Annotated in this window: 17 protein-coding genes and 3 pseudogenes; 8 read left to right on the forward strand and 12 right to left on the reverse strand. The window is 38.0% G+C overall.

Features of this window, described 5'->3' with window-relative positions:
- Window positions 1-44: 44 nt before the first annotated feature.
- Both M5E07_RS04385 and M5E07_RS04390 read left to right on the forward strand, forming a co-directional pair.
- Window positions 45-740, forward strand: coding sequence for a BON domain-containing protein (locus M5E07_RS04385; RefSeq protein WP_252222364.1), 696 nt, complete (start codon window positions 45-47; stop codon window positions 738-740).
- On the forward strand, window positions 730-1614 hold the full coding sequence (locus tag M5E07_RS04390) for an alpha/beta hydrolase (RefSeq protein ID WP_252222367.1): 885 nt from the start codon (window positions 730-732) through the stop codon (window positions 1612-1614). The genes M5E07_RS04385 and M5E07_RS04390 overlap by 11 nt, the downstream gene beginning before the upstream one ends.
- Here M5E07_RS04390 and nudC read toward each other — a convergent pair.
- From nudC to dnaQ, 3 genes are all read right to left on the reverse strand, one after another.
- The gene (gene nudC, locus M5E07_RS04395) at window positions 1603-2376 is read right to left on the reverse strand and encodes an NAD(+) diphosphatase (protein ID WP_252222370.1); all 774 of its coding nucleotides are present in this window, start codon (window positions 2374-2376) and stop codon (window positions 1603-1605) included. The genes M5E07_RS04390 and nudC overlap by 12 nt on opposite strands.
- On the reverse strand, window positions 2376-4025 hold the full coding sequence (locus M5E07_RS04400) for a chemotaxis protein (protein ID WP_252222374.1): 1650 nt from the start codon (window positions 4023-4025) through the stop codon (window positions 2376-2378). The genes nudC and M5E07_RS04400 overlap by 1 nt, the downstream gene beginning before the upstream one ends.
- A 125-nt stretch (window positions 4026-4150) precedes the next feature.
- Window positions 4151-5521: a DNA polymerase III subunit epsilon gene (gene dnaQ, locus M5E07_RS04405; protein ID WP_252222377.1), complete on the reverse strand. Its 1371-nt coding sequence runs from the start codon at window positions 5519-5521 to the stop codon at window positions 4151-4153.
- 218 nt (window positions 5522-5739) lie between these two features.
- Here dnaQ and M5E07_RS04410 point away from each other — a divergent pair, with 218 nt between their 5' ends.
- The 6 genes from M5E07_RS04410 to M5E07_RS04435 all read left to right on the forward strand — a co-directional run bounded on the left by M5E07_RS04410 (window position 5740) and on the right by M5E07_RS04435 (window position 15877).
- Window positions 5740-8949: a LysM peptidoglycan-binding domain-containing protein gene (locus M5E07_RS04410; RefSeq protein ID WP_252222380.1), complete on the forward strand. Its 3210-nt coding sequence runs from the start codon at window positions 5740-5742 to the stop codon at window positions 8947-8949.
- A 50-nt stretch (window positions 8950-8999) separates the two neighbouring features.
- Window positions 9000-10814, forward strand: a complete 1815-nt coding sequence (locus tag M5E07_RS04415) for an extracellular solute-binding protein (protein WP_252223681.1) — start codon at window positions 9000-9002, stop codon at window positions 10812-10814.
- 75 nt (window positions 10815-10889) lie between these two features.
- Window positions 10890-11954 carry a microcin C ABC transporter permease YejB gene (locus M5E07_RS04420; RefSeq protein ID WP_252222383.1) on the forward strand — a complete coding sequence of 355 codons (1065 nt, stop codon included), beginning with the start codon at window positions 10890-10892 and terminating at the stop codon, window positions 11952-11954.
- Entirely contained in the window at window positions 11954-12964 is a 1011-nt protein-coding gene (locus tag M5E07_RS04425; protein WP_252222386.1) for an ABC transporter permease, read from the forward strand. Before M5E07_RS04420 ends, M5E07_RS04425 begins: the two co-directional genes overlap by 1 nt.
- Entirely contained in the window at window positions 12942-14570 is a 1629-nt protein-coding gene (locus M5E07_RS04430; protein ID WP_252222389.1) for a dipeptide ABC transporter ATP-binding protein, read from the forward strand. The genes M5E07_RS04425 and M5E07_RS04430 overlap by 23 nt, the downstream gene beginning before the upstream one ends.
- A 62-nt stretch (window positions 14571-14632) precedes the next feature.
- A complete protein-coding gene (locus M5E07_RS04435) occupies window positions 14633-15877 on the forward strand; it encodes an NADH:flavin oxidoreductase/NADH oxidase family protein (RefSeq protein ID WP_252222392.1) in 1245 nt (414 codons plus the stop codon).
- A 2-nt stretch (window positions 15878-15879) separates the two neighbouring features.
- Here the strand turns inward: M5E07_RS04435 and M5E07_RS04440 are convergent, their stop codons facing one another.
- The 9 genes and pseudogenes from M5E07_RS04440 to M5E07_RS04480 form a co-directional block, all read right to left on the reverse strand.
- Window positions 15880-16578 carry a glutathione S-transferase family protein gene (locus M5E07_RS04440; RefSeq protein ID WP_252222395.1) on the reverse strand — a complete coding sequence of 233 codons (699 nt, stop codon included), beginning with the start codon at window positions 16576-16578 and terminating at the stop codon, window positions 15880-15882.
- A pseudogene (locus M5E07_RS04445) lies at window positions 16556-17062 on the reverse strand (NF045616 family extracytoplasmic (lipo)protein). The gene M5E07_RS04440 and the pseudogene M5E07_RS04445 overlap by 23 nt, the downstream one beginning before the upstream one ends.
- Window positions 17063-17111: 49 nt before the next feature.
- Complete coding sequence (locus M5E07_RS04450) at window positions 17112-17570, reverse strand: hypothetical protein (RefSeq protein ID WP_252222401.1); 459 nt, start codon at window positions 17568-17570, stop codon at window positions 17112-17114.
- 110 nt (window positions 17571-17680) lie between these two features.
- Window positions 17681-17999 (reverse strand): annotated as a pseudogene (locus M5E07_RS04455) (transposase); the annotation flags it as partial.
- A 1110-nt stretch (window positions 18000-19109) separates the two neighbouring features.
- Window positions 19110-19596 (reverse strand): annotated as a pseudogene (locus M5E07_RS04460) (NF045616 family extracytoplasmic (lipo)protein).
- A 537-nt stretch (window positions 19597-20133) separates the two neighbouring features.
- Complete coding sequence (locus tag M5E07_RS04465) at window positions 20134-20616, reverse strand: NF045616 family extracytoplasmic (lipo)protein (RefSeq protein WP_252223683.1); 483 nt, start codon at window positions 20614-20616, stop codon at window positions 20134-20136.
- A 670-nt stretch (window positions 20617-21286) separates the two neighbouring features.
- Window positions 21287-21661, reverse strand: coding sequence for a type VI secretion system amidase immunity protein Tai4 (locus tag M5E07_RS04470; RefSeq protein ID WP_252223685.1), 375 nt, complete (start codon window positions 21659-21661; stop codon window positions 21287-21289).
- The gene (locus M5E07_RS04475) at window positions 21661-22206 is read right to left on the reverse strand and encodes a type VI secretion system amidase effector protein Tae4 (RefSeq protein WP_252222407.1); all 546 of its coding nucleotides are present in this window, start codon (window positions 22204-22206) and stop codon (window positions 21661-21663) included. The genes M5E07_RS04470 and M5E07_RS04475 overlap by 1 nt, the downstream gene beginning before the upstream one ends.
- Before the next feature lie 2 nt (window positions 22207-22208).
- On the reverse strand, window positions 22209-22802 hold the full coding sequence (locus M5E07_RS04480) for a PAAR domain-containing protein (RefSeq protein ID WP_252222410.1): 594 nt from the start codon (window positions 22800-22802) through the stop codon (window positions 22209-22211).
- Window positions 22803-22815: the final 13 nt, after the last annotated feature.

The raw sequence follows: 22815 nt of genomic DNA on the forward strand, positions 1-22815 counted from the left end.
AATGTTATAAAAAAATGAATGAAATAAGTGAGGAGTCTTGCTGAGTGTTGAATCGTATTGCAATGACAGTGCTTTGTGTCGCAGGTCTAAGTTTATCGGGCTGTGCGAGTTTTATTTCAGGTGGTACAGGGACTGCACCCGTTGGAACTGAAAGTGGGGTACGCTCACTTGGTCAGGTATTTATTGATTCCTCAATTGAACGTACAGCGAACATTAATTTATATAAATTAGATTCTCGTTTTAAACAGTCGCGCATCAATATTGAAAGTTTTTATGGTAATGTTTTATTGACAGGGCAAGTCCCAGATCAGCATTTAAAACAACTGGCTGAAGACAATGTTCGTGCGATGAGTGACGTAAAAAATGTGCATAATTTTATTACCGTGGGTGATAAAATTGGATATAACACCATCATGCAGGATGCTTCTGCAACAGCAAATACTCGTGGCTTGATTATGAAAGCACCAGTGGTGGCTGATAGTAAACTCCGTGTACATACAGAGGATGGTGTGTTGTACGTGATGGGGCGTTTGAATAATGCTGAAATCAATGATTTAAACAACGTGTTACAGCAAGTGGGTAATGTAACTAAAATCGTGACATTGGTTGATAATGTCGATCAAGGACAGAAGTCGATAAATTCTAGTTTTGTAAGCCCAGTCGCAAGCAATGCGCAGCCTGAAGTTCAAACGCCTGTAGCTATTGACCCAGATCAGGTAGAACCGACGAATGTTCAATAAATCCGAATATTGGATTAAACAGTTAAATGACACCGTGGGTAATGCGAAAGATTTTATTCGAGACTTTCGCATCTACGATGTTGGTAGTTATGCATTAAATCAACTCACACCGCGTGAGGGATATACACTGCATGAAAATATTGCGTATGGTTTAAAGGCACGGCATCGTCTTGATTTATTCAAAACGCATAAACCACAGTTGAATCAACCTTTAATTATCTTTGTGCATGGTGGTGCTTGGACCCATGGCGATAAAAGTTCATACCGCTTTGTGGGTGAAGCTTTTGCCCGTGAAGGTTATGACGTGGCAGTAATCAACTATCATCTTGCGCCACAGTATATTTTCCCGAGCTATGTAGACGATTTAACCCTTGCACTCAACTTTTTGAGTCTGCATCAGCAAAAGCTGGCTATTCGCACCGACAATGTTGTACTTATGGGACATTCGGCTGGGGCATTTAATGTCATGTCGGCGGTGTATCATCCGCAGCAGTATGAATTGCAATGTCGTGTGCAAATCCGTGCCATTATTGGGGTAGCAGGTCCATATCATTTTGATTATAAAGGGGATCCGCTGTGTGCCGAGGCATTTGATCAAAGTGTTCCTTTTCAGCAGGTCATGCCATATTATTTTGTGGCATCGAATAGCATTAAGCATTATTTGCTGATGGCAGAAAATGACCAGATTGTGGGACACAACAATACTGAAGATTTTGACCGAGTATTGAAAGAAAAAGGCAATCACAGCAAAATGATTGTGATTCCGCGCACAGGGCATATTACTGTGATGGGATCGGTATCGAGTTTATTCAACCGTTATTTTGAAACCAAAGAGCAGATTTTGATTTCCCTTGAGGAAGCCTTAAAGCCATAGATGGGTGTCATCGGCCACTGGATGCCCTTGTGTCACATGCATAATCATGGCATGTGCAATACTTCCTTTGAAGGGAATTTGAGGGAGTTGGTCAAATTTGAAAAATTGCGCATCACTGATTTCTTCTTGTTGTAATTCAATATCACCCGCAGCATATTCAGCACGGAAGGCAATCATTAAATTACTTGGGAAGGGCCATGGTTGGCTCGCTAAATATTGAATATTTTTGAGTTTTACGCCGACTTCTTCTTCAGTTTCACGACGTACAGCATCTTCTAGAGTTTCACCGACTTCAACAAACCCTGCAATCAGACCATACATATTGTTGGTGTTTTTGGCATTTTTCGCTAAAAGAATTTCATCTTCCCCGCGTGTAATTACCGTAATAACACAGGGTTGCACCCGTGGATATTGATGATAATGGCAAGCAGGGCAGATCATGGCATATTCAGTTGCATGAACCTGTGTTTCATGTCCGCAATGACTACAGAACTTATGGTTGCGACGCCATTCTAAGAGCTGCATGGCACGACTGGCTTGTTCAAACTGCTTGGTGGTCCATTGAGTCAAAAGTTGTCGAATGGGCACCAATTGTAGTCCACTCGGAATATTTTCATGGGCTTGTAGATCACGGGCAATGACAGTATTGCCCGTGTGTAAGTGTAGATCACTTGCCAAGCGCTCAACTTTAGGCAGTTGTAGATGTTCATCAACCAGTAGTTGTTGTTGATGAAAAATATAGGCAAGTGATAATTCTGACATTAGGCGACTACTTCGGCATTAAGTTTTTTACTGCTGCTCAATGCTACATCAAACATCGAATGCAATACAGGCTGTTTATTCTTCAAATTATCAATCATCATTTCGGCACTCGCGAGAGTATCTAAAATGTAGTTGATTTCTTGTTCAGATATACTGCTTGAAGCTTCAATTTTTTGTTGCACAAATTGCGCAGCATTTTTTAATGCCTGCTGACCTTCATTGGCATTAAGAAAGAGTAAAGCACCGCTGATTTCACTCAGTTGTGTAGACAAATTACCTAAAGCACCCAAGAATTGATCTTGAAGATACTGAACTAACGCAGTAGCAGCGTGATCAACCAATATTTTAGTTTCATTCAGTAAAGCATCATGGGCTTCATCTAGACGATCTAGAGAAACATTCAAGTTATTCACACGATGTTGTAAGCGATTTGAAGTATGGTGACGTTCTAATACCCCAATCGAATTCATGGCAGATAAAATGCTTTTCATTAATTGCTGAGCAAAGTTTTCGTCTTTTAACACATCACTTTGATTCAGCACTTCAACCTGACGTGATAAGTCTTGGTATGCTTCATTCAAATTCAAGACTTTGAATATATTGGCCAATTCCTTAATTTTTGCCTGTAATTCTTGCGTTTTTTCAGGCGACATGGTTTGGTAGTTATATTCAATTTCATTGCGGATTTGTGCCATTTCACTGGTCACAAGTTCGCTAATGGTGTGCATGGTATTGAAATCTGGACCATAAAGATGACGACTAAACACTTGGAGTTGAGTGTCTGTTAAGGCATCTTCCCCAATATTTAACTGATCACGGATACTTTGAGCTGTCTCATCTTCTTGGCTAATACATAAACTGAGAATATTAGATAAATCGTTCAGGCTAGCATTGAAGTTTTCTGGTGCTTGGAAAAAAGCAGCCATATTACGTTCTATATCAATCAGGCTACGTAAACGCGCATCTGTGAACAGCAGATTATCAATTTGATTAAATGCCACATGAACCAGTCCCCAGTATTGTTGACTTGGTAATTGGTTAGCTAAGCCTGCTAAATAGGTACCCACAATGCGAATTGCTTGCAAATCGAGTTCTGTTTCTTGCTGCTGGAGCAATTTGTTCAAGGCAAGTTTATATAAGCGGTGCACATACTCGGACTTTTCTAGGGTCGGAATATGAGGTAACTGGAAGTTTGGTTCTATACAGTTCAGCAGTGATTCAAGATGCTGACCTTCATGCGTCAGTGGTTTACCCAAAGCCAGTTCTAAGCGATTTAAAGTATCGAGTAGAAATTGAGGAATTTTGACTTCACGCAGGCAGATAAACTCAATATAGCGTTTTAGCATGGTCGTGCCTTCACTGAGCGCGATCACGTCCTGTGTGTTGATATTTTCAGGATTTGCCATAATCTTGCGCATGAGTTCAGCAGCGTATTGAGCAATTTGTCCTAAGTTTGGCATATCAATTAAGACTAAAACTTGAGCACATTGTTCAAATTGATTCAGCGCATCATCAATACCAAACGGTAGAGTATGATCCTCTGCTAAGGTACTGACGGCAGACTCAACTAACTTGATCGAGTTATCAACCTCATTTTTTATTATCAGTAAGGCCGTAGGATCAAAATGAATAGAGGTTTGGTAAGACATTTATCTGCACCTTTCCTAGTGTATTATCTGTTTATGTTTGGCTGAGTTAGAGCGTTATTTCTTGTATTTAACTATAACTGATGTCCCCAAAGTTTAAATACAAAAAATAACAGAATCTGTAGAAATTATTTTGAAAAAAAGCAAGATTTGCCCTGTTTTTCCTCAATTTGTTTGACCCAAGTCTCATGTGCGGCCAATTCTTCTTCGGAAGGTAAGATGACGGCTAAGCCCGTTTCATCAACTTGGCGTCGTCCACTTGTGCCTTGTTGTTGTTCACTTTGCGATAGCGCATCGATATCAAATGACACTTGTCCGCCCGTCATTGCCAAATAGACGTCGGCTAAAATTTCAGCATCGAGCAATGCACCATGGAAAGTACGGTCGCGTTGTGCGATTTCGTAGCGTCGTACCAAGGCATCCAAGGAGTTCTTTTGTCCAGGATGTTTGCTTTTTGCCATCGCTAAAGTATCAGTGACTTCGCAGACTTCAGAGAGTGCACCATGACCTGTACGCTTAAACTCCATATTTAAGAAGTTCATATCGAAGGTCGCGTTATGCGCAATAATCTCTGCGCCTTTTAAGTAGTCAAACAAGACGTCTGCAATTTCTGCATATTTGGGTTTGTCTGTTAAAAACTCATCGGTAATGCCGTGGACATTGACCGAGTCACCGACTTCCTTTTCAGGATTGATATAAATATGGATGGAGCTGCCTGTGAGTTTACGATTGATCATTTCAATCGCACCGACTTCAATAATGCGATCGCTGTCCTGAAAATAGAAACCTGTGGTTTCGGTATCCAGAATTAACTGACGAGGACCAATGGCTTCAACGGTTGAAGGCGTAATCACAATATGCGGATGCATCGTAGTCGTTTGTTTTTGTGAATCTTGAAGCATTTCCATAGGAATGGTGGATTCAGAGACTTCATCTTCAACACATTCAGGTTCCACAGGCTCAGCTTCTTCTCCTGCAAAATCTAGTCCGAAAGGGTCGTCAAAAAGCCAGTCGGATTCAGCTTTTTTTTTATCTTCCGTGTTGTTTTCTAGTACTGCTGTTAAATTTTTTGCGGTTTGGTCAGCGCCTAAATTCGCTAATTGATCTGCCATTTCGTTGCCCGCGTGACCTGAATGACCTTTGATCCAGTTCCATTCAATTTCTCGACCTTGGCAGACACTATCCAACTTTTGCCATAAATCGGGATTCTTAACATCTTTCCAGTTTTTCTTTTTCCAACCATGAATCCATTCGGTAATGCCTTGTTTGACATAGTTGGAGTCTGTCCAGATAATTAACTTGGCAGATTTGGGACAAGCGAGTACGCCTTCAATTGCTGCGGTTAACTCCATGCGGTTATTGGTGGTTTGAGTTTCGCCGCCAAAGATTTTACGTTCTTCGGTCGCTGTAACAATATAAGCTCCCCAACCTCCGAGTGCACTATCTTTACCATTTCCGCGACAAGCGCCATCGACATAGAGCGTAATTGTTTCAGACATAAAGGGTCATCCAGCCAGCAAAGAAAGTTAACAGAAGCGAATCTAATTTCGTATTGTATAACGCATTTGTGCTTTGGAAGTGGATTACATGGTTAAATTTTAATTTCTTGTAACATTTATCATGGAATCGCGCTAAATTATTGCCTTGAGTCTCTGCCGTGCTTCACTACAATGGCAGTGCTAAAAATAAATTTTATACGAGTTGTTTGGATTTTTTTATGTATAAACCAACCACGTTCTTGTGGCAGCCCTCGGTTCCGACATTATTTAAGATTACTGTATTGGGTTCAGCACTTGCTGCATTAGGATTAACCACAGGTTGTGCATCGAGCCAGAGTGCAACTAAGGCTGCTGCATCAAAACAGGTTGGCTCGAATTATTTAGATGCAAATAGTTTAGATTCTTTGGAAGATCTTTTATCTGCCACCGATATGCGTGCCGTAGAAGGGGATCGTCTACTTATTTTAAAACATGGTGATGTGTGGAAGCGCATGACGGTCGGTTTTAAAATGGATCTCAATCACTGGGATTCGCGTATTGAAGCACAGCGCAGTTGGTTCGTCTCTCGACAACCCTATATTGAGCGTTTAAGTGCGCGTGCATCACGTTATCTTTATCACACTGTAAAAGAAGCCGAGCGTCGTGGTTTGCCGACTGAACTCGCGCTATTGCCGATTATTGAAAGTTCTTATGACCCTGCTGCAACCAGTAGTGCGGCGGCGGCGGGACTTTGGCAGTTTATTCCAAGTACGGGTCGTATTTATGGGTTAAAACAGTCTGGCATGTATGATGGCCGTCGTGATGTGGTCGAATCTACCCGTGCAGCTTATGAATTCTTAGGTAGTCTGTATAACCAGTTTGGTTCTTGGGAGTTGGCTTTGGCAGCGTATAACGCCGGTCCGGGGCGAATTCAACAGGCGATTAACCGTAACCGTGAGGCTGGATTGCCAACCGATTATTGGTCTTTACGTTTACCACAAGAAACCATGAACTATGTGCCACGTTTCTTGGCAGTGGCGCAGATTATTAAGAATCCGAATGCTTATGGTGTGACATTACCTCCGATTGCCAACCGACCGCACTTTAGAGAAATTAGTGTAGGGCCAGCAAACTTAAATGATGTTGCTGCGATTACAGGTTTAAGCCGCGCAGAATTGTATGCGCTCAATCCAGGTCATCGTGGTGATCAGATTGATAGTAGCAGCCCAATGCGTATTTTGATTCCTGCGGATATTAGTCCATCGATTGATGCAAAATTATCTAAATTACAATCGAACTCAGGCGGTTTATGGGCAAGTGCTGCACCTATTACGAATAATAATTCGACTGCGACGGTCATTACGCCAAGTAAAGCCACACCGCCGACTTTGGTTGCCAGCAACACCACGAAAACAACAAGTTCGAAAACGACCACTACAGTGACGACGAATACAGGCCGTCCTTTATCCACTACACCACGCGGTGCGGATGCTTTAGCGGCTTTTGCTTCGAATACAGTTGTTCCGAGCGCGCCACGTATTCCTGTTGCAGTCACACCTGCTAAAGATGTGAAGCCAGTGAGTGTAGAACCACCAATTTCTGCGGTGGAACGTGAGCAGATTATGGCAGCGGTTCAAGCGGAAGATGCAACCAAAACTGTGGATCAAGTCTTACAACCTGTAGCAACTAAGGCTGAACAAGAACAAGTGGTTGCAGAGATCAAACAGATTGCACCGCAGGGCACAGAAATTGTTGATCCTTATGATGGCAAGATTAAACTGACCGCTATTCAGACCAGCCAATCTGTAGCAGAGCAACAAGGTAAAGAGTTAACCAAAGGTTTCGCTTATCCAAAATCGGTAACAGACAATACCAAGTTAGACTCAGAAGAAGCTCAACTGAATAAAGACAAGAACTATGTGAAAACAGCATCTGAAGTGGTTGTGGTACCGCCTAAAGGGAAGCGGACCACTTATACAGTTCTGCCAGGTGATACTTTAGCAACGATCGCATTGAAAAACGGCGTGAACTGGCGCGATATTGCCAAATGGAATCAGATTGATCCGAATGCAATGTTATTTGTGGGCACCAGTATTTATTTATACGATGCTAAACCTGTTGCGCAAGATCGTTCTTCCAATAATGCCAATAGCAAACCAGACAGTTATGTGGTGCAAGCCAATGACAATTTGACCAGTGTTGCAAGCCAGTTTGGTTTATCGGTGAAACAGTTGGCGGACTATAATGATTTGACCGTGACCAGCGGTTTATTTGTGGGTCAGAAATTGTCTTTAAAAGACAGTGGTTTAACCACAGCGAAGAAGTCGACTGAAAAAGCCGCGGCAAAGAGCAGCAATATTAAAACCAAATCATACGTGGTGAAACGCGGTGAGTATTTAAAACTGATTGCTGACCGTTATGCTTTATCTAACCAAGAGTTGGCGGAATTAACATCTGGCTTACATGCGGGTAGTGATTTAATGGTTGGACAAAAAATTAATGTTCCAGTCAATACCGTAAATCAGGATGCATCGACATCGGAAAAAAATATCACGGTAAAAGTAGACAGTCCAAAAGTTGAGACCAACATTAAGACTGAAACTTATAAAGTTCAGCGTGGCGATACCCTATATAGTATTGCATCACAGTCGAAAATCTCGCTCAGTGATTTGGCTGAACTGAATAAGATTTCAACCAACAGTGGTGTTTACGTTGGACAAACCATTAAAGTACCAGCAGGTTCTACTGTGCCAGAAAGTTATGTGGTGCAATCTGGCGATAGTTTGTCCGCTATTGCCAGTAAATACAATTTAAACCAAGCCAATTTAGCGACCTTAAATGGCATGAGTCGTAATGCCAATGTTCGTGTTGGGCAGCGATTAAAACTCACAGGGGAACTTCCTGAGATTGAACAGCCAAGTGAGAGTTCAGTTACTACAAAAGACCTGCATGTGGTGAAATCGGGTGAGACCTTAAGCAGCATAGCCAAGAAATATCACTTGCAGTTAAGTTATTTGGCAGCGCTAAATGACTTGTCAACCAATGCTTCGGTTCGTATTGGGCAGCGTTTAAAAGTTGAAGGTGATTTACCAAGCAAGATGACAGCTAAAGTTGATACAGCCGTGAAAAAAAGCAGTATGAGTAATAAAGATACTGAGAAATATACGGTAAGATCGGGCGAGTCATTGAATGCAATTGCGAATCGTACAGGTATTTCAGTTTCCGAATTGGCAAGTTTAAATGACATGAGTTCGCGTACTGGCTTACAGGTTGGTCAAACCATTCTGATTCCGAAAACGGTGAAAGAATATAAGGTGAAATCAGGTGATAATCTGATTCGCTTGGCTATACGTTATGGTGTTGAGGCAAGTGCTTTGGCTGAAATGAATGATTTGAAACCATCTGCACAGTTAAAAATTGGTGATGTGATTAAAGTTCCGAATCTTTAATTCGTCAATCTAAGATGTCGGATGTTCGTTTAACGAGCCAAAAAGTTGCCATGCTATTGCTATGTTTAAGCAGTGGTATGGTGACGCAGCAGGTGTGGTCAGCTTTGCAGACGACGCCGTATATTGCTGTACATGGTCAGCCCCAATATACCAAGCTCAAGGCAATGCCTTATGCTAACCCTCAGGCCCCAAAAGGCGGATATATCAGCACTGCTGCAAATGGTACTTTTGATAATCTCAACAGTATGAATGGCAAAGGTAGTGCAACAGAAGGTGTCAATTATTTATTCGATACATTAATGGATAATTCCTTAGATGAATCTGGGGTGATGTATCCGTTATTGGCAGATCAAGTCACGTTTGACCCTGCAAATCCGCAATTTATGATTTTTCATTTGAATCCTCGGGCGCGTTTTAGCAATGGAACGCCTGTGACAGCAGAAGATGTTAAATTCAGTTTTGATGCGTATCAAACCAAAGCCAATTTAGGCTTACAGATGTATTTGTCGAATTTGGCGAAAACAGAAGTCCTGTCCAAATCACAAGTTAAATTTATTTTTAGGTCGAGCAAAAACAAGGAAATGCCACTGATTGTGGCGAGTTTACCCATTTATTCCAAATTAGATTGGAAAAATAAGGATTTTACTCGAATTACCTTGCAACCCATTTTAGGCTCGGGTCCTTATTTAATTGAGCGTATAGATGCAGGGCGCAGTATTACCTATAAGCGCAATCCGAATTATTGGGCAAAAGATTTAATGGTCAATCGGGGGCGTTATAATTTTGATCGGTTGAAATATGTCTATTACCGTAATAATGATATTGCCTTTGAAGGTTTTAAGTCGGGACAGTACACCTTACACGAAGAAAAGAAGACCAAGACATGGGTCACGGGCTATCAATTTCCTGCTGTAAAAGCAGGATGGGTCAAGCGATATAGTCATCGTTTAGCGCGACCCGTGGTCAATCAGAGTCTGGTCTTGAATACGCGTAAAGATCTTTTTAATGATATTTATTTTCGTCAGGCGCTGAGTTATGCCTACGATTTTGAATGGCTGAATAAAGCGTTGTTCTATGGACAGTATCAGCGTTTGCAAAGCCATTTTCAGAACAGCGAATTGGCAGCAACGGGACAACCGAGTGCTGCTGAATTAAAATTATTACAACCTTATTTACCCAAGTTACATCCTGTGCAACGACAAGGTGCGCTCTTCAATTGGCAGTATCCAAAATCGGATGCGGGTGGATTCAATCGCCCGAATTTACTCCAAGCACGCACTATTTTGCTGAAGGCGGGTTACCAATATCGACAAGGTCAGTTGTATGGTAAAAATGGACGGGCGATCCAGTTTGAAGTTTTGCTTTATCAAGAAGGCGCACAGCGTACGATTATGCCGTGGATTCGAAACCTAAAAAAATTAGGTATCAATGTGAAGCTGCGTCAGGTTGATGTCTCGCAATATATGGAACGGATGCGTCGTTACGAATTTGATGTAACCACTTTGGAAATGCCACAATCGCTTTCACCTGGTAGTGAGCAAGCACAAATGTGGAGTAGCAGTGCAGCGCGCGAGTTTGGCAACTATAATTATGCAGGCATTCAAAATGCTGCCATCGATGCTGCGGTGCAACAGGTCATTCAAGCACCGAATCGGCAACAATTAATTCTGCGCACTCGAGTGTTGGATCGCTTGTTGCGGGCAGGTTATTATCAAATCTTGACCTATGGTAAAAATGACAATTGGTATGCGTATTGGAATATGTATCAACAACCTAAAGTCAAACCAAAACTATCTTTGGGTTTAGATTATTGGTGGAGTGACCCCACTCAAGCCCAAAAAGTCAGTCAATTTCTCGGTAAGTAAGACGAGAAATATGCCCGTTTTGACAGAGATAACCAGATCGGGAAGGTAAATTATACAGAAGATAAGGATAAGCAATTGGGTACGTATATTCTAAAAAGGTTATTCCTGATTATTCCGACCTTATTTTTTATTTTGTGCATTAATTTTGCCGTGATTCAGATTGCCCCAGGTGGACCTGTGGAGCGTGCCATTGAACAGGCGGAGTCTTTTCAGCGCTTACAAGCCGCGAAAGTGGGTGTCTCTGCTGAAAACAGTAATTATCAAGGGGCGAAGGGACTCAGTCAGGAGATGATTCATCAGATTGAAGCCCAGTATGGTTTTGATCAGCCTGCGTATATACGTTTTGGCGTGATGCTTAAGAATTATGTCACTTTGGATTTTGGTGTCAGTTTTTTTAAAGATAAACCAGTGACGCAATTAATTTTGGAAAAAATGCCAGTCTCTGTTTCACTCGGGCTGTGGAGCAGTTTGCTGATTTATTTTATTGCGATTCCTTTGGGGATTAAAAAAGCCAAGCAACATGGTTTATGGTTTGATAAAACAACGTCTCTCATTTTAGCCATTGGTTATGCTGTCCCAGCTTTTGTTTTTGCTATTTTGTTGATTGTTTTTTTTGCAGGTGGCAGCTATTTTCAATGGTTCCCGTTGCAAGGTTTGGTCTCGGATAATTTTCAACAATTGAGTTTACTGGGTAAAATTCAGGACTATTTCTGGCATTTAAGCTTGCCTTTATTGGCGATGGTTTTGGGAGGCTTTGCCAGTTTGGCTTATTTGACCAAATATTCTTTTTTGGAAGAATTGAATAAACCTTATGTTTGGGCAGCACGTGCCAAAGGCTTGAGTGAATCTCGTGTTCAGTATGGGCATATATTTCGAAATGCTGTATTGGTGATTATGGCGGGTTTACCCGAAGCATTGGTCAGTATTTTCTTTGTTGGTAATTTATTTATCGAGATTGTATTTAACCTTGACGGCTTGGGTTTGTTGGGATTCGAGGCCATTATTCAGCGCGATTATCCTGTCATCTTCGGGACGTTATTTGTTTTTACCTTATTGGGCTTAATTCTGCGTTTAATTTGCGATGTGCTCTATCAATGGATTGACCCACGAATTGATTTTGAATCACGAGGGAAATACTAATGTCTCCCATGATTCAAACACGTCTACAACGTTTTCGACAAAACCGTTTGGGGTTTCTTTGCTTTATTTTATTTAGTCTAATTTTTGCGGTGTCCTTAGCTGCAAATTTAATTGCCAATGAAAAACCCTTATTGGTCAAATATCAGCAGTCTTTTTATTTTCCTGTATTTAAGAGCTATCCCGAAACCACATTTGGCGGGGTATTTGAAACAGAAGCTGATTATAAAGATCCTGTAGTACAGCAATTGATTGCTGATCAGGGCTGGGCGGTATGGCCCGTGATTCGGTACGCGGCACAAACACCAAATTTAGATTTAGCGGTACCTGTTCCGTCTGAACCGACAGCGCAAAATTGGTTGGGTACGGATGATCAAGGCCGAGATGTGCTCGCCAGAATTTTATACGCTTTACGTGTTTCACTATTGTTTGGTTTTGCTGTAACCCTATTTTCAGCAGTAATAGGTATCTTTATTGGAGCAGTACAAGGCTATTATGGTGGTTGGGTCGACTTAATTGGTCAGAGGATACTGGAAGTATGGGGTGGTTTACCCATGCTATTTATGGTCATGATTTTAGTCAGTATCTTCACCCCGAGTGTGTATTGGTTATTTTTGATCATGTTGTTCTTTGGTTGGACCACGTTGGTGAATTTAGTTCGGACGGAGTTTTTACGTGCACGAAATTTCGATTATGTTCGAGCTGCGCGTGCGCTAGGGGTTGTTGATACACGTATTATAGTTCGGCATATTTTACCGAATGTCATCAGTTCCAGTTTGTCACAGCTCCCTTTTATGTTAACTGCCAATATTACTGCTTTAGCTGCTTTGGACTTTTTGGGGCTTGGATTACCTGCTGATACAGCCTCCTTGGGGGAACTCTTGTTGCAAGGTAAAAATAATTTAAATGCGCCGTGGTTGGCTTTATCTGGTTTCTTCACGTTGGCTATTGTCTTGTCACTTTTGATTTATATTGGGGAGGCTGCACGAGATGCATTCGATCCACGACAATAACCATGCAGCAGGCGTGATTTTAGATGTCCAGAAATTGCATATTCAACATGAACAAACGACATTACTGGACAATTTATCCTTTCAACTGTATCGGGGTAAAACATTGGCTCTGGTGGGTGAGAGTGGTTCGGGTAAAACGATCAGTTGTTTAGCGCTGTTAGGTTTATTGCCCCCAAGTTTGCTCAGATCCGGCAGGGTAAATTATGCTGATATTGATTTACTCAAACTTTCTACCCAGCAGTTACAATCTATTCGTGGTCATAAAATTGCTTTGATTTTCCAAGACCCAATGGCAGCATTGAATCCATTACATCAGGTTGAAAAAATTGTTGGGGAGGTCTTAATTTTACAAGGCTTGTCTAAGCAATTTGTCCGTCAGCAGGTGATACAGTTATTAAATGATGTTGGATTAACTCAAACAGAAGCCCTTCTAAAGCGTTATCCGCATCAGCTTTCGGGCGGTCAGCGACAGCGTGTGATGATTGCTGCTGCTTTAGCGTTAGACCCTGAAATTTTAATTGCGGATGAACCTACAACTGCTTTGGATGTGACCCTGCAAGTACAGATTCTAGATTTGATCAAGACGCTGCAACAACAGCGCCAGATGTCCCTGATTTTGATTAGCCATGATTTGAATTTGGTCCGTCAATATGCAGATGATGTGATTGTGATGAATCAAGGGTGTGTTGAGCAACAGGGGGCTACCGAGCAGGTATTTCAACATCCTACAACGGACTATACCCATGAATTGATGAACCATGATTTTGGGGAAGCACTCGCACCTTCTGTGACTCCAACAGTCCTGCAACTAGAACAGTTATTGGTGCAGTATCCAATTAAACAAGGTTGGCTGAATCGTGTGACGGGTCAGCAGATTGCAGTTGAGATTCCTCATCTAACGTTAATGCAGGGTGAATGTTTAGGGATTGTGGGAGAAAGTGGATCGGGTAAAAGTTCTCTGGCCTTAGCTATTGTGCGTTTGGTTCAGAGTCAAGGACAGATCCTGTTTCAGCAGCAGAATTTAAATACTTTGAATCAGAAACAATTACGTCCGCTACGCGCAAATTTCCAGATTGTTTTTCAAGATCCTTTTAGCAGTCTCAACCCACGTTTAACCGTGCAACAGATTATTGCTGAAGGATTGACGCTCGGTCATCAATATGAAAATCCTATTGAAGCGAAAGTGAGTCAGGCTTTATTGGATGTTGAGTTGGATGATAGTTTCAAACATCGTTATCCTCATGAATTATCAGGTGGTCAGCGTCAGCGGATTGCTTTGGCTCGCGCACTGGTGTTACAGCCACGGTTGATGATCTTGGATGAACCAACATCTTCTTTAGACCGTACGACACAACGAGCTATTGTGCAGCTATTACGCCGTTTACAGCAGCAGTATCAACTGAGTTATTTATTGATTAGCCATGACTTACATGTAGTACGTGCAATTAGTCAAAAAGTTTTGGTATTACGTGCGTCGCAAGTGATTGAAATGCAGACCACGGAAGCACTGTTTGCTCATCCCTTACACTTGTATACTCAGCAATTGATCCAAGCCAGTCAATATCACTCAATTGACAAAGTTGACAAAATAAATTGTCAGAAATGACTTGACCTCAGTAACAAACCGATTAGAGTAAAACATCTAAATATAAGAATGAGGAAGTTCACATGAGTCATATTGCAGCGCCTTTGCAAATTCGAAATACAACCTTTAAAAACCGTATTATTAAAGGGGCAATGAGTGAGGCTTTAGCCAACCATGCGGGACAACCGAATCGATTACATTTAGGTTTATATGAAGCTTGGGCAAAAGGTGGCTTGGGCTGTGCCATTACGGGTAATGTGATGGTGGATTTTCGTGCCAAGAATGAGCCTGGGGTCGTGGTCGTAGAATCTGAACGTGACATGGCTGAATTGAGTCAATGGGCAGCTTTGGGTAATCAATATGGGATGGTGCAGTTGGTTCAGCTATCCCATCCTGGACGACAATGCCCGAAAGGTCTAAATAAAGAAACCGTAGCCCCTTCGGCAGTGCCGTTTAGTCCAATGCTTGCCACCACTTTTGGTACACCACGTGAACTTCGTGAAGATGAAATTTTAGACATTATTCAACGCTTTGCCCGTGCAGCGCAGATTTGTGAAAAAGCGGGATTTGAAGGCGTGCAACTGCATGGTGCGCATGGTTATCTGATTAGTCAGTTTCTCTCACCATTGACCAATAAACGTCAAGATCAATGGGGCGGTAGCGTTGAAAATCGTATGCGCTTTTTGTTGGAAATTTATCAAGCTGTTCGTGCAGCGACATCAGATAACTTTATCATTTCAGTTAAGCTAAATTCTGCGGATTTCCAACGTGGCGGCATCACTGAAGAAGATGTGATTGCTGTGTTTAAAGCGATTGATGCAGCAGGTATTGACCTGATTGAAATTTCGGGTGGTACTTATGAAGCTCCTGCCATGGCTGGTGCGAAGGAAGATAAACGAAAAGCCAGCACCATCGCTCGCGAAGCCTATTTCCTCGACTTTGCTGAAAAAATTCGTCAGCAGGTCAGTTGTCACTTGATGGTGACAGGTGGCTTCCGTACAGTGCAAGGTATGAATGCTGCACTTGACAGTGGTGCCTGTGATTTTATAGGGATTGCACGTCCATTTGCCGTAGAAACTGATTTGACTGAGCGTTTATTGGTTGGGCAAGATGTCCGTTATGCGGTGGATAAGATTAAAACGGGTATTCCAATGGTGGATAAAATGGCCATTATGGAAATTATTTGGTATGCCGCTCAATTTAAGACCATTGCGCAAGGTAAACAGCCAAATCCGAAACTTTCTCCGCTTAAAGTGTTCTTCCATTATGTGAAGGGGAATTTAAAAGCCGTGATTCAAGGGCAAATCAACTCCCGTAAAAGCGCATAATACTAGTTGGCTTCGGTCCAATACTGTTTGAAGATTGAGGCAGACCATTGACCTTTTGACAAAGCGCGTTGAAAGGCGGGTCTGTCTTCAATCTGTTGTAAATAGCTATTGATCGCAGGGTAGTGCATATAACGGTCATTTAGATGGGTGCAGGCATGTAATGGAAACCAGAGCAAGATATCCGCAATAGTCAATTGAGAGCCTGCCACCCACGGTTGTGTGGTGAGATGCTGATTGATCATTTGCATTTGTTGTTGCAGTAGGGGATTTAAATAGCCTCGGTTAAATCCATATTGAATGGCTCGTGGAATAAAACGTATAGGCCAAGGTGTTCTGATCGCCAATTGGGAAAATATCTGTTTTAACGCCAAATTTGGCATAAATGAGGCTTCAGCGAAGTTTTTCCAATAGTAGTAATCCACTAAGGCAGAACCGTCTAAATTCATTGAACCTAAACTTTGCTGGTGAGCACTGAACCATTCAGCAATAGCACTGGTTTCAGATAAGAAAAAAGTATGCTCAAGTTTTGTTATTTTGACTGTTGGAAATTTTGCCAAAGGATGTGCTTGTTGTAATTGATGCGTATTGGCATCGTCTAGTGTGTCGCAAACCAAAATGTCATAATCGAGACCGAGTTCTTCGAAAAGCCAGACAATACGTTGCGAACGTGAATTGGGTTTATGGTAAAGTTGAATCTGCATTTTGTTGTTTCAATTGCCTTTTATTAAATATGTTTTTTATTTTGCTCAAAGCGTATTACTGAAATAATCATATTGATTAGTGCCACAATATATACCTTTATCAAGGTCTGCTTTAGCTTCTAATAATACAGTTTTACCTTCACTGGTTCTATTTACGCAAATGCTTTGTGCATATGATTGGTCTGTTTCAAGGATAACATCATATGGAAGAGACTCTTTAAATTCAGAAGATTTAATTTTAATACAGTTCTCTTCAATAATTTGCATTTTAAGATTAAAAAAAGTTTTTGAATAAGAATCATGAAAAGTATTAATCCCATCTGCTTTTCCCATATAAATTAATGTCTTGTTATCAGATATTTTATCATAACCTCACTTTTGTAAATACACACACATCATTGTCTTTAATTTTTACATTTAGGGTGGCATATGGAGAAGCACTAACAGTACAACTAATAAACAGCAACAAATACAATAATTTCATTCAATTTTTATCTTGTTGATGATAATTAATTACTATCAGGGTTAAAATTTTATTTATATTTAGCATGACATTTTTCTATAAAAGCTGAGTCCTCCTCTCTACTATTTTGTAATAGCACGTTATTTCCTTTTATACAGAAACCTAGAGATTTTAGGCTAGCATTTAAATCATGATCATTTTCTTGAGTCATAACATAAAAATAAGCATGATCTGGTATAATATTGTATTTTGAAATATTTTCTATTTTTATATGATCAACTTCTTTGTAGTATGAGTTTTCTAATACTTTTCTATACTCTTTTGGTCCATTTGAATTTGAAAAATTATCTTTTTCAAAATCTTTAATGGCATAATTTTTAACAAAGATTTTATTTGGAAAATTGATAACTAAGCTATCATTTATTAAGCTTATTTTAAATTCTTCATGCTTATTTTTATTGAGTATAAAAATAATTGAAAGTAAAAATAATGCTATTAAGGTGTACCCAATAATTTTTCTGTCTTTCATATCGATCTGCTTAATTTTCTCTCTTATTCTGTAAGTCAAATGGAGGTATCACTAATAATCATTGAATACTATGAGAATTTTTTAAAATTTTAAATTAATTTTAATCCTGCTTAAGCCAATATTTCCATAACCTGAATCATCGGCTTATTTTGATGACATATTTGATAAGCATATAAAGATACATAAATATCAGCTAAATAGCCTATAATACTTCTAGTTGTCACCAAATTGTACATCCCTTTCAGCAAACTGAATAAAGTTTCTATTTTATTGCATTTTTTTAGATGGTGTTTATCTGCTTTTGATAATTGTATAGATTTCATATTCTTATCGGTGATAAGAAACTAAATCAATGCCTTGTAATTTCAATCTATTTTTTAACTCCTGACTAATATAGCTACGATCAGCATATAGTTTGGCAGTCATTCCTTATCTTATACGTTTAAAGTTTTGTTTTAAGAATTTCCAATAAATTGATTCGAATTTTAGAAAGAAATCATCAATGACAGAGAATAACTAAGTACTATCAAACATAAGGACTAGAGCTGTAAGTTTGGCGTGGTAACCCAACTGATGGCTCTAGTCTTTCTCTTTTTCAAATCAGTTGCTTATCCTCGATTCGGGTTAAATTATAAATTATTTTAGATTAATGGAGGCAACTAGTAATAAAATTATCATCATTTTTTTTCAGAGTAAACTATATTATGATTCTTAATGCAAAAATTTACTGACTGCATTCCAACTCCAGGTTCATTAAAAATACCTTCTCTAGATATAGATATGTAATATGGTTTTTTTTCTTCAATGCCATAATTTTTATATTTATGAATAACAATCTTAGATACCTTTCTTTCAATATTTTTTTCTAAAACTTGCTTATATTCAAAACTATTTTCTTTTTTATCAAGTAAACTTCTTACTTCATAGCTATGAACTATTACTCCTTTTTTTCAGTGAGAAGATAATATCTAAATTGTTAATACTTACTTCTATTTTATTTTCTTCTTTCTTTGAGAAAAAACTATAAGCAATATAAAATAGATATGAGATAAATATAATAAACGAAATTAATATTACTTTATGACCAAAAGATGAATTACTCATTTCTAATAATTTCTCACCAAAGGTAATTAATTTATTACTTGCCTAATCTTTTGTTCATACATAGGAAGAACTTGTTCTCTATTTCTACTCTCAGTATTTTTCCTTTTGATTCAATCATGTAGATCACACTGTGATTTTTTAGAGCCAATAGTCAGCTAAAATTTCTGCTTGAGATTCCAAATTGTAATCCAATAATTTTTTAGGTAAATGTTTAACTAAATTAGGTATGAATTCTGACTTATATTTTTTAGTTCATGTATGTTGTATAGATGTAGGTCTGATCAAACCATCCTAATCTTGCCGTCTCGACTCCTCGAAATGAACTAGATTCGATCAGTATATAGTAGTAAAAGCTCTTCACTTGAGGAAATGAAGAGCTATAAAAAGAATATAGGTATAGTAAATAAAGTAATCTATAATCTCTTTAAAAGTATTTTAATTTAAAAAATTAATTAACCAATAATAGAGATTCTTTAATTTAGTCCAAAGGCCATTACTAGAGTAATCATATTGGTTAGTGCCACAATATATACCTTTCTCTAAGTCTGCTTTAGTATCTAATAATACAGTTTTTCCTTCAGCAGTCCTATTTACGCAAATTCTTTGCGTATATGATTGGTTTGTTTCAAGAATAACATCATACGGAAAAGGCTCTTTAAATTCGGATGGCTTAATTTTAATACAGTTCTCTTCAATAATAGGCATTTTAAGATTCAAATAAGTTTTTGAATAAGAATCATGAAAGGTATTAATTCCATCTACTTTTCCCATATAAATTAAGGTCTGATTCTCATATGCTATTGTCATAGCCTCCTTTTGTAAATACACAGACATCATTGTCTTTAATTTTTACATTTAGGATGGCATAGGGAGAAGCACTAACAGTACTACTAATAAAAAGCAGTAAATATAATAATTTCATAGAAAGTATGTTGAATATAATTCCAAAAATATTAGGTCTGAGGTTAAGCATCTACGTAATTTTATTTACAACCTCATAAATCATGGCATTTTTGAATAAATGCGGAAGTGTTTTAATTTTGTTGCTTAGTAAGAATTTTCTCTTTATGTAAACAAAAACCTATTGTAGTGAATCCAACACCATTTTTATTTAACCCTTGTTTGCCTAGGAACATATAATAAGCATGATTTTCTAAAATTTTATTTATAGTTATCTAAAATAATTTCTTTCATTTATTTGTTAATTTCTTTAGAAACAAATAATCACTTATAAGTCATGCAATCTGATTCAAAGTTTTCATAATCGTTAATTTCATAATGATAAACCAAAACATTTTTATCTTTTGAAAATGAGAAATGAAGATTTCCTTCATTTTTATAAATAGCGATATCAGTTCTTACACTGTTATGATTTGTACATCCAATAACTAGAAATAGAAGAAATGAAATAAATAGAATATTAAAGGGTTTCATATAAATTACTTTGAATTTAAAAGACCTAAAATAAGCTAACTAACCAATAATAGAGATTCTTTAATTTAGTCCAAAGGCCATTACTAGAGTAATCATATTGGTTAGTGCCACAATATTTTCCTTTCTCTAGATCTGCTTTAGCTTCTAATAATATAGTTTCTCCTTCAGAATTTTGATTTACGCATACCCGTTGATTATATTCTCTATCAGTTCCAAGCCAAATGGAATAGGGAAAATTATCTTTAAACTCTGATTTATTAATTTTAATACAGTTCTTTTCAATAATAGGCATTTTAAGATTAAAATAAGTTTTTGAATATAAAGAATGAAAAGCATTAATTCCATCTACTTTCCCCATATAAATTAAGGTCTGATTTTCATATGCTTTATCATAGCCTCCTTTTGTAAATACACACACATCATTGTCTTTAATTTTTACATTTAGGATGGCATATGGAGAGGCGTTAACAGCACTACTAATAAAAAGTAGTAAATATAATAATTTAATTTTATCTTGTTGATAATAGTTCATTGATATCAGGGTTAAAATTTTATTTATCTTTAGCATAACATTTTTCTATAAAATCTGAATCAGTCTCTCTACTATTTTGTAATAGCACATTATCTATTTTTATACAAAAACCAAGACTTTCAGTCTGGAATTTAAATCATGATCATTTTCTTGAGTCATAACATAAAATAAGGATGATCTAGTATAATGCTATATGTTGAAATATTTTCTATTTTTATATGATCAACTTCTTTGTAGTATGAGTTTTCTAATACTTTTCTATACTCAGTTGCTCCATTTGAATTTGAAAATTATCTTTTTCAAAGTCTCTAATTGTATAATTTTTAACAAAGACTTTATTGGGGAAACTAATAATCAAGCTATCATTTATTAAGATTATTTTAAAATCTTAATTCTTGTTTTATTAGGTATGAAAATAATATTATTAAGGTATACTCAATGATTTTTTTTATGCTGTCTCGTTTAATTTTATTATTTCTTTAAATAAATGTAAACACTTTAATCAATTTAAGTGGTTTTTATCTGTATTAGGTTTTTAAAGATAAAGAGATTGATATTTTATAGATTAATTCAATCATTTGGAGCTGAATTGAATAGTTTTAAAAGCCCTGAATGATCAGGGCTTTTTTATGGTTTAAGTTGAAAACTAATTGATAATATATTTCTTTTGTTTTTGAATAACCTGCTCATATTCATTTAAATTGTATAACTTTAAACAGTTCATCAATATTGCAGTTTTTCCTGTAGATTGATAGACATCTTTACTTTTAGTTGAGAGTTTTTCAATAAATAGTTTTACATTTTCATAAGCATTTTCATCATAAACACCATTTTGAAAATACCCTCCCATTGCTAAAGATGCTTCTTTAGCGACTGCTTCGTTATCAGATCTTGATAAACAATATGAAAAGCCAAAGTTTTTTAAATTGATTTCATTTTTATTTAGTACAGGTGCTGCAATATTTTTTGCATAGCATGAACTAATTAACCCTATAGTTAACAATACAAAGATTAATCTCATCACTTTAAATTCCAAAATAAGACTTCTGTAGTAGTCACACCTTGTTGATGGTGAACAAAGTAACAACTATCACCACAATCGTTACCATTCCATAAAGTTACATGTCCTGTTGCATCCCCCCAGCCACTAACTTTGAAGATAATGATTCCTTTTTTATTACTTAATTGACTTGATACATCTTCATTGTTTTTAGGTCTTAAGGTAATATCAGCTTTACCTAAATTATTTTCAACAAAAGAGATCATTTCTTTGACGCGTAATAAATAAGGTTTGTTATCTTTGCCTTTAACTTTATAGCCTTTTGTTGTTTGTTTAATTGGCATTCCACCATAATTTAAGGCTTTACTTAATCTTAGTGCACAGGCATTTGCATATCCTGTTGGATTTTCTTGATATAAAGCAAAAGCTTGACCACCAACAGTTTGATAAACATCAGGTGCAGCCATTTTGATGGGATAATTTTTCCATAATTCATAAAATAGCGGTCTATTCACCTGAATAGTTGAGGCTTGCCCACTTGATGTAGCTCTTATGCCAGTACCCATACTTAATATTCCGTATCTATTATTAAAGTTTTACCACGAAAGACATCTTTTAATATTCCTTCACCATTACTATCGACTTTAATTGTTATTGCAAATGGTTCAAATGTTGAGATATCGGAATTTTCAGGTTCTATACTTATTGATACGTTCTCACCTTGTGAATAACCTGTAGTTTTGACATGAATATTTAAATCATTAAAAAATCTAGATTTATCATTTAATGGATTGAAATTATTACCATAACTCCAAGTGATCTCTGTAACTTTTTTCTCGGTATTATTCTCGGAAAAATTATTTTTCTGCGTAGTTTCTTTTACAGAATAAGGACTACCACTATCTCCTACAACATGAGACTGTTGTGGTTGAATGGTCGCTCCACACGATAGCTTATCACCTGCATATGCCACTGACTTACCATCACAAATCACATGGTCATGACTTTTAATAACTACAGACCAACACCTACATTTAGGACACATATGGCCATCACCAGCTCTAACAAACAAATTCCCCATTTGAGAACTTCTCGCTTGCGTAGAAGGAATGACTCCACCATGATCAGTAATAGCATTGTGAATTGCAAAACCTTTAGCCATGATTTACTCCTTA

This window comes from Acinetobacter tibetensis (genome assembly GCF_023824315.1).
GTDB lineage: Bacteria > Pseudomonadota > Gammaproteobacteria > Pseudomonadales > Moraxellaceae > Acinetobacter > Acinetobacter tibetensis.

Bases quoted from the DNA above. Each gene is read 5' to 3' on its own strand.
- M5E07_RS04410 (WP_252222380.1), top strand. From the start codon at position 5,740: ATGTATAAACCAACCACGTTCTTGTGGCAGCCCTCGGTTCCGACATTA.
- M5E07_RS04430 (WP_252222389.1), top strand. From the start codon at position 12,942: ATGCATTCGATCCACGACAATAACCATGCAGCAGGCGTGATTTTAGAT.
- dnaQ (WP_252222377.1), bottom strand. From the start codon at position 5,521: ATGTCTGAAACAATTACGCTCTATGTCGATGGCGCTTGTCGCGGAAAT.
- nudC (WP_252222370.1), bottom strand. From the start codon at position 2,376: ATGTCAGAATTATCACTTGCCTATATTTTTCATCAACAACAACTACTG.
- M5E07_RS04415 (WP_252223681.1), top strand. From the start codon at position 9,000: ATGCTATTGCTATGTTTAAGCAGTGGTATGGTGACGCAGCAGGTGTGG.
- M5E07_RS04470 (WP_252223685.1), bottom strand. From the start codon at position 21,661: ATGAGATTAATCTTTGTATTGTTAACTATAGGGTTAATTAGTTCATGC.
- M5E07_RS04480 (WP_252222410.1), bottom strand. From the start codon at position 22,802: ATGGCTAAAGGTTTTGCAATTCACAATGCTATTACTGATCATGGTGGA.
- M5E07_RS04425 (WP_252222386.1), top strand. From the start codon at position 11,954: ATGTCTCCCATGATTCAAACACGTCTACAACGTTTTCGACAAAACCGT.
- M5E07_RS04435 (WP_252222392.1), top strand. From the start codon at position 14,633: ATGAGTCATATTGCAGCGCCTTTGCAAATTCGAAATACAACCTTTAAA.
- M5E07_RS04440 (WP_252222395.1), bottom strand. From the start codon at position 16,578: ATGCAGATTCAACTTTACCATAAACCCAATTCACGTTCGCAACGTATT.
- M5E07_RS04450 (WP_252222401.1), bottom strand. From the start codon at position 17,570: ATGAAAGACAGAAAAATTATTGGGTACACCTTAATAGCATTATTTTTA.
- M5E07_RS04390 (WP_252222367.1), top strand. From the start codon at position 730: ATGTTCAATAAATCCGAATATTGGATTAAACAGTTAAATGACACCGTG.
- M5E07_RS04475 (WP_252222407.1), bottom strand. From the start codon at position 22,206: ATGGGTACTGGCATAAGAGCTACATCAAGTGGGCAAGCCTCAACTATT.
- M5E07_RS04400 (WP_252222374.1), bottom strand. From the start codon at position 4,025: ATGTCTTACCAAACCTCTATTCATTTTGATCCTACGGCCTTACTGATA.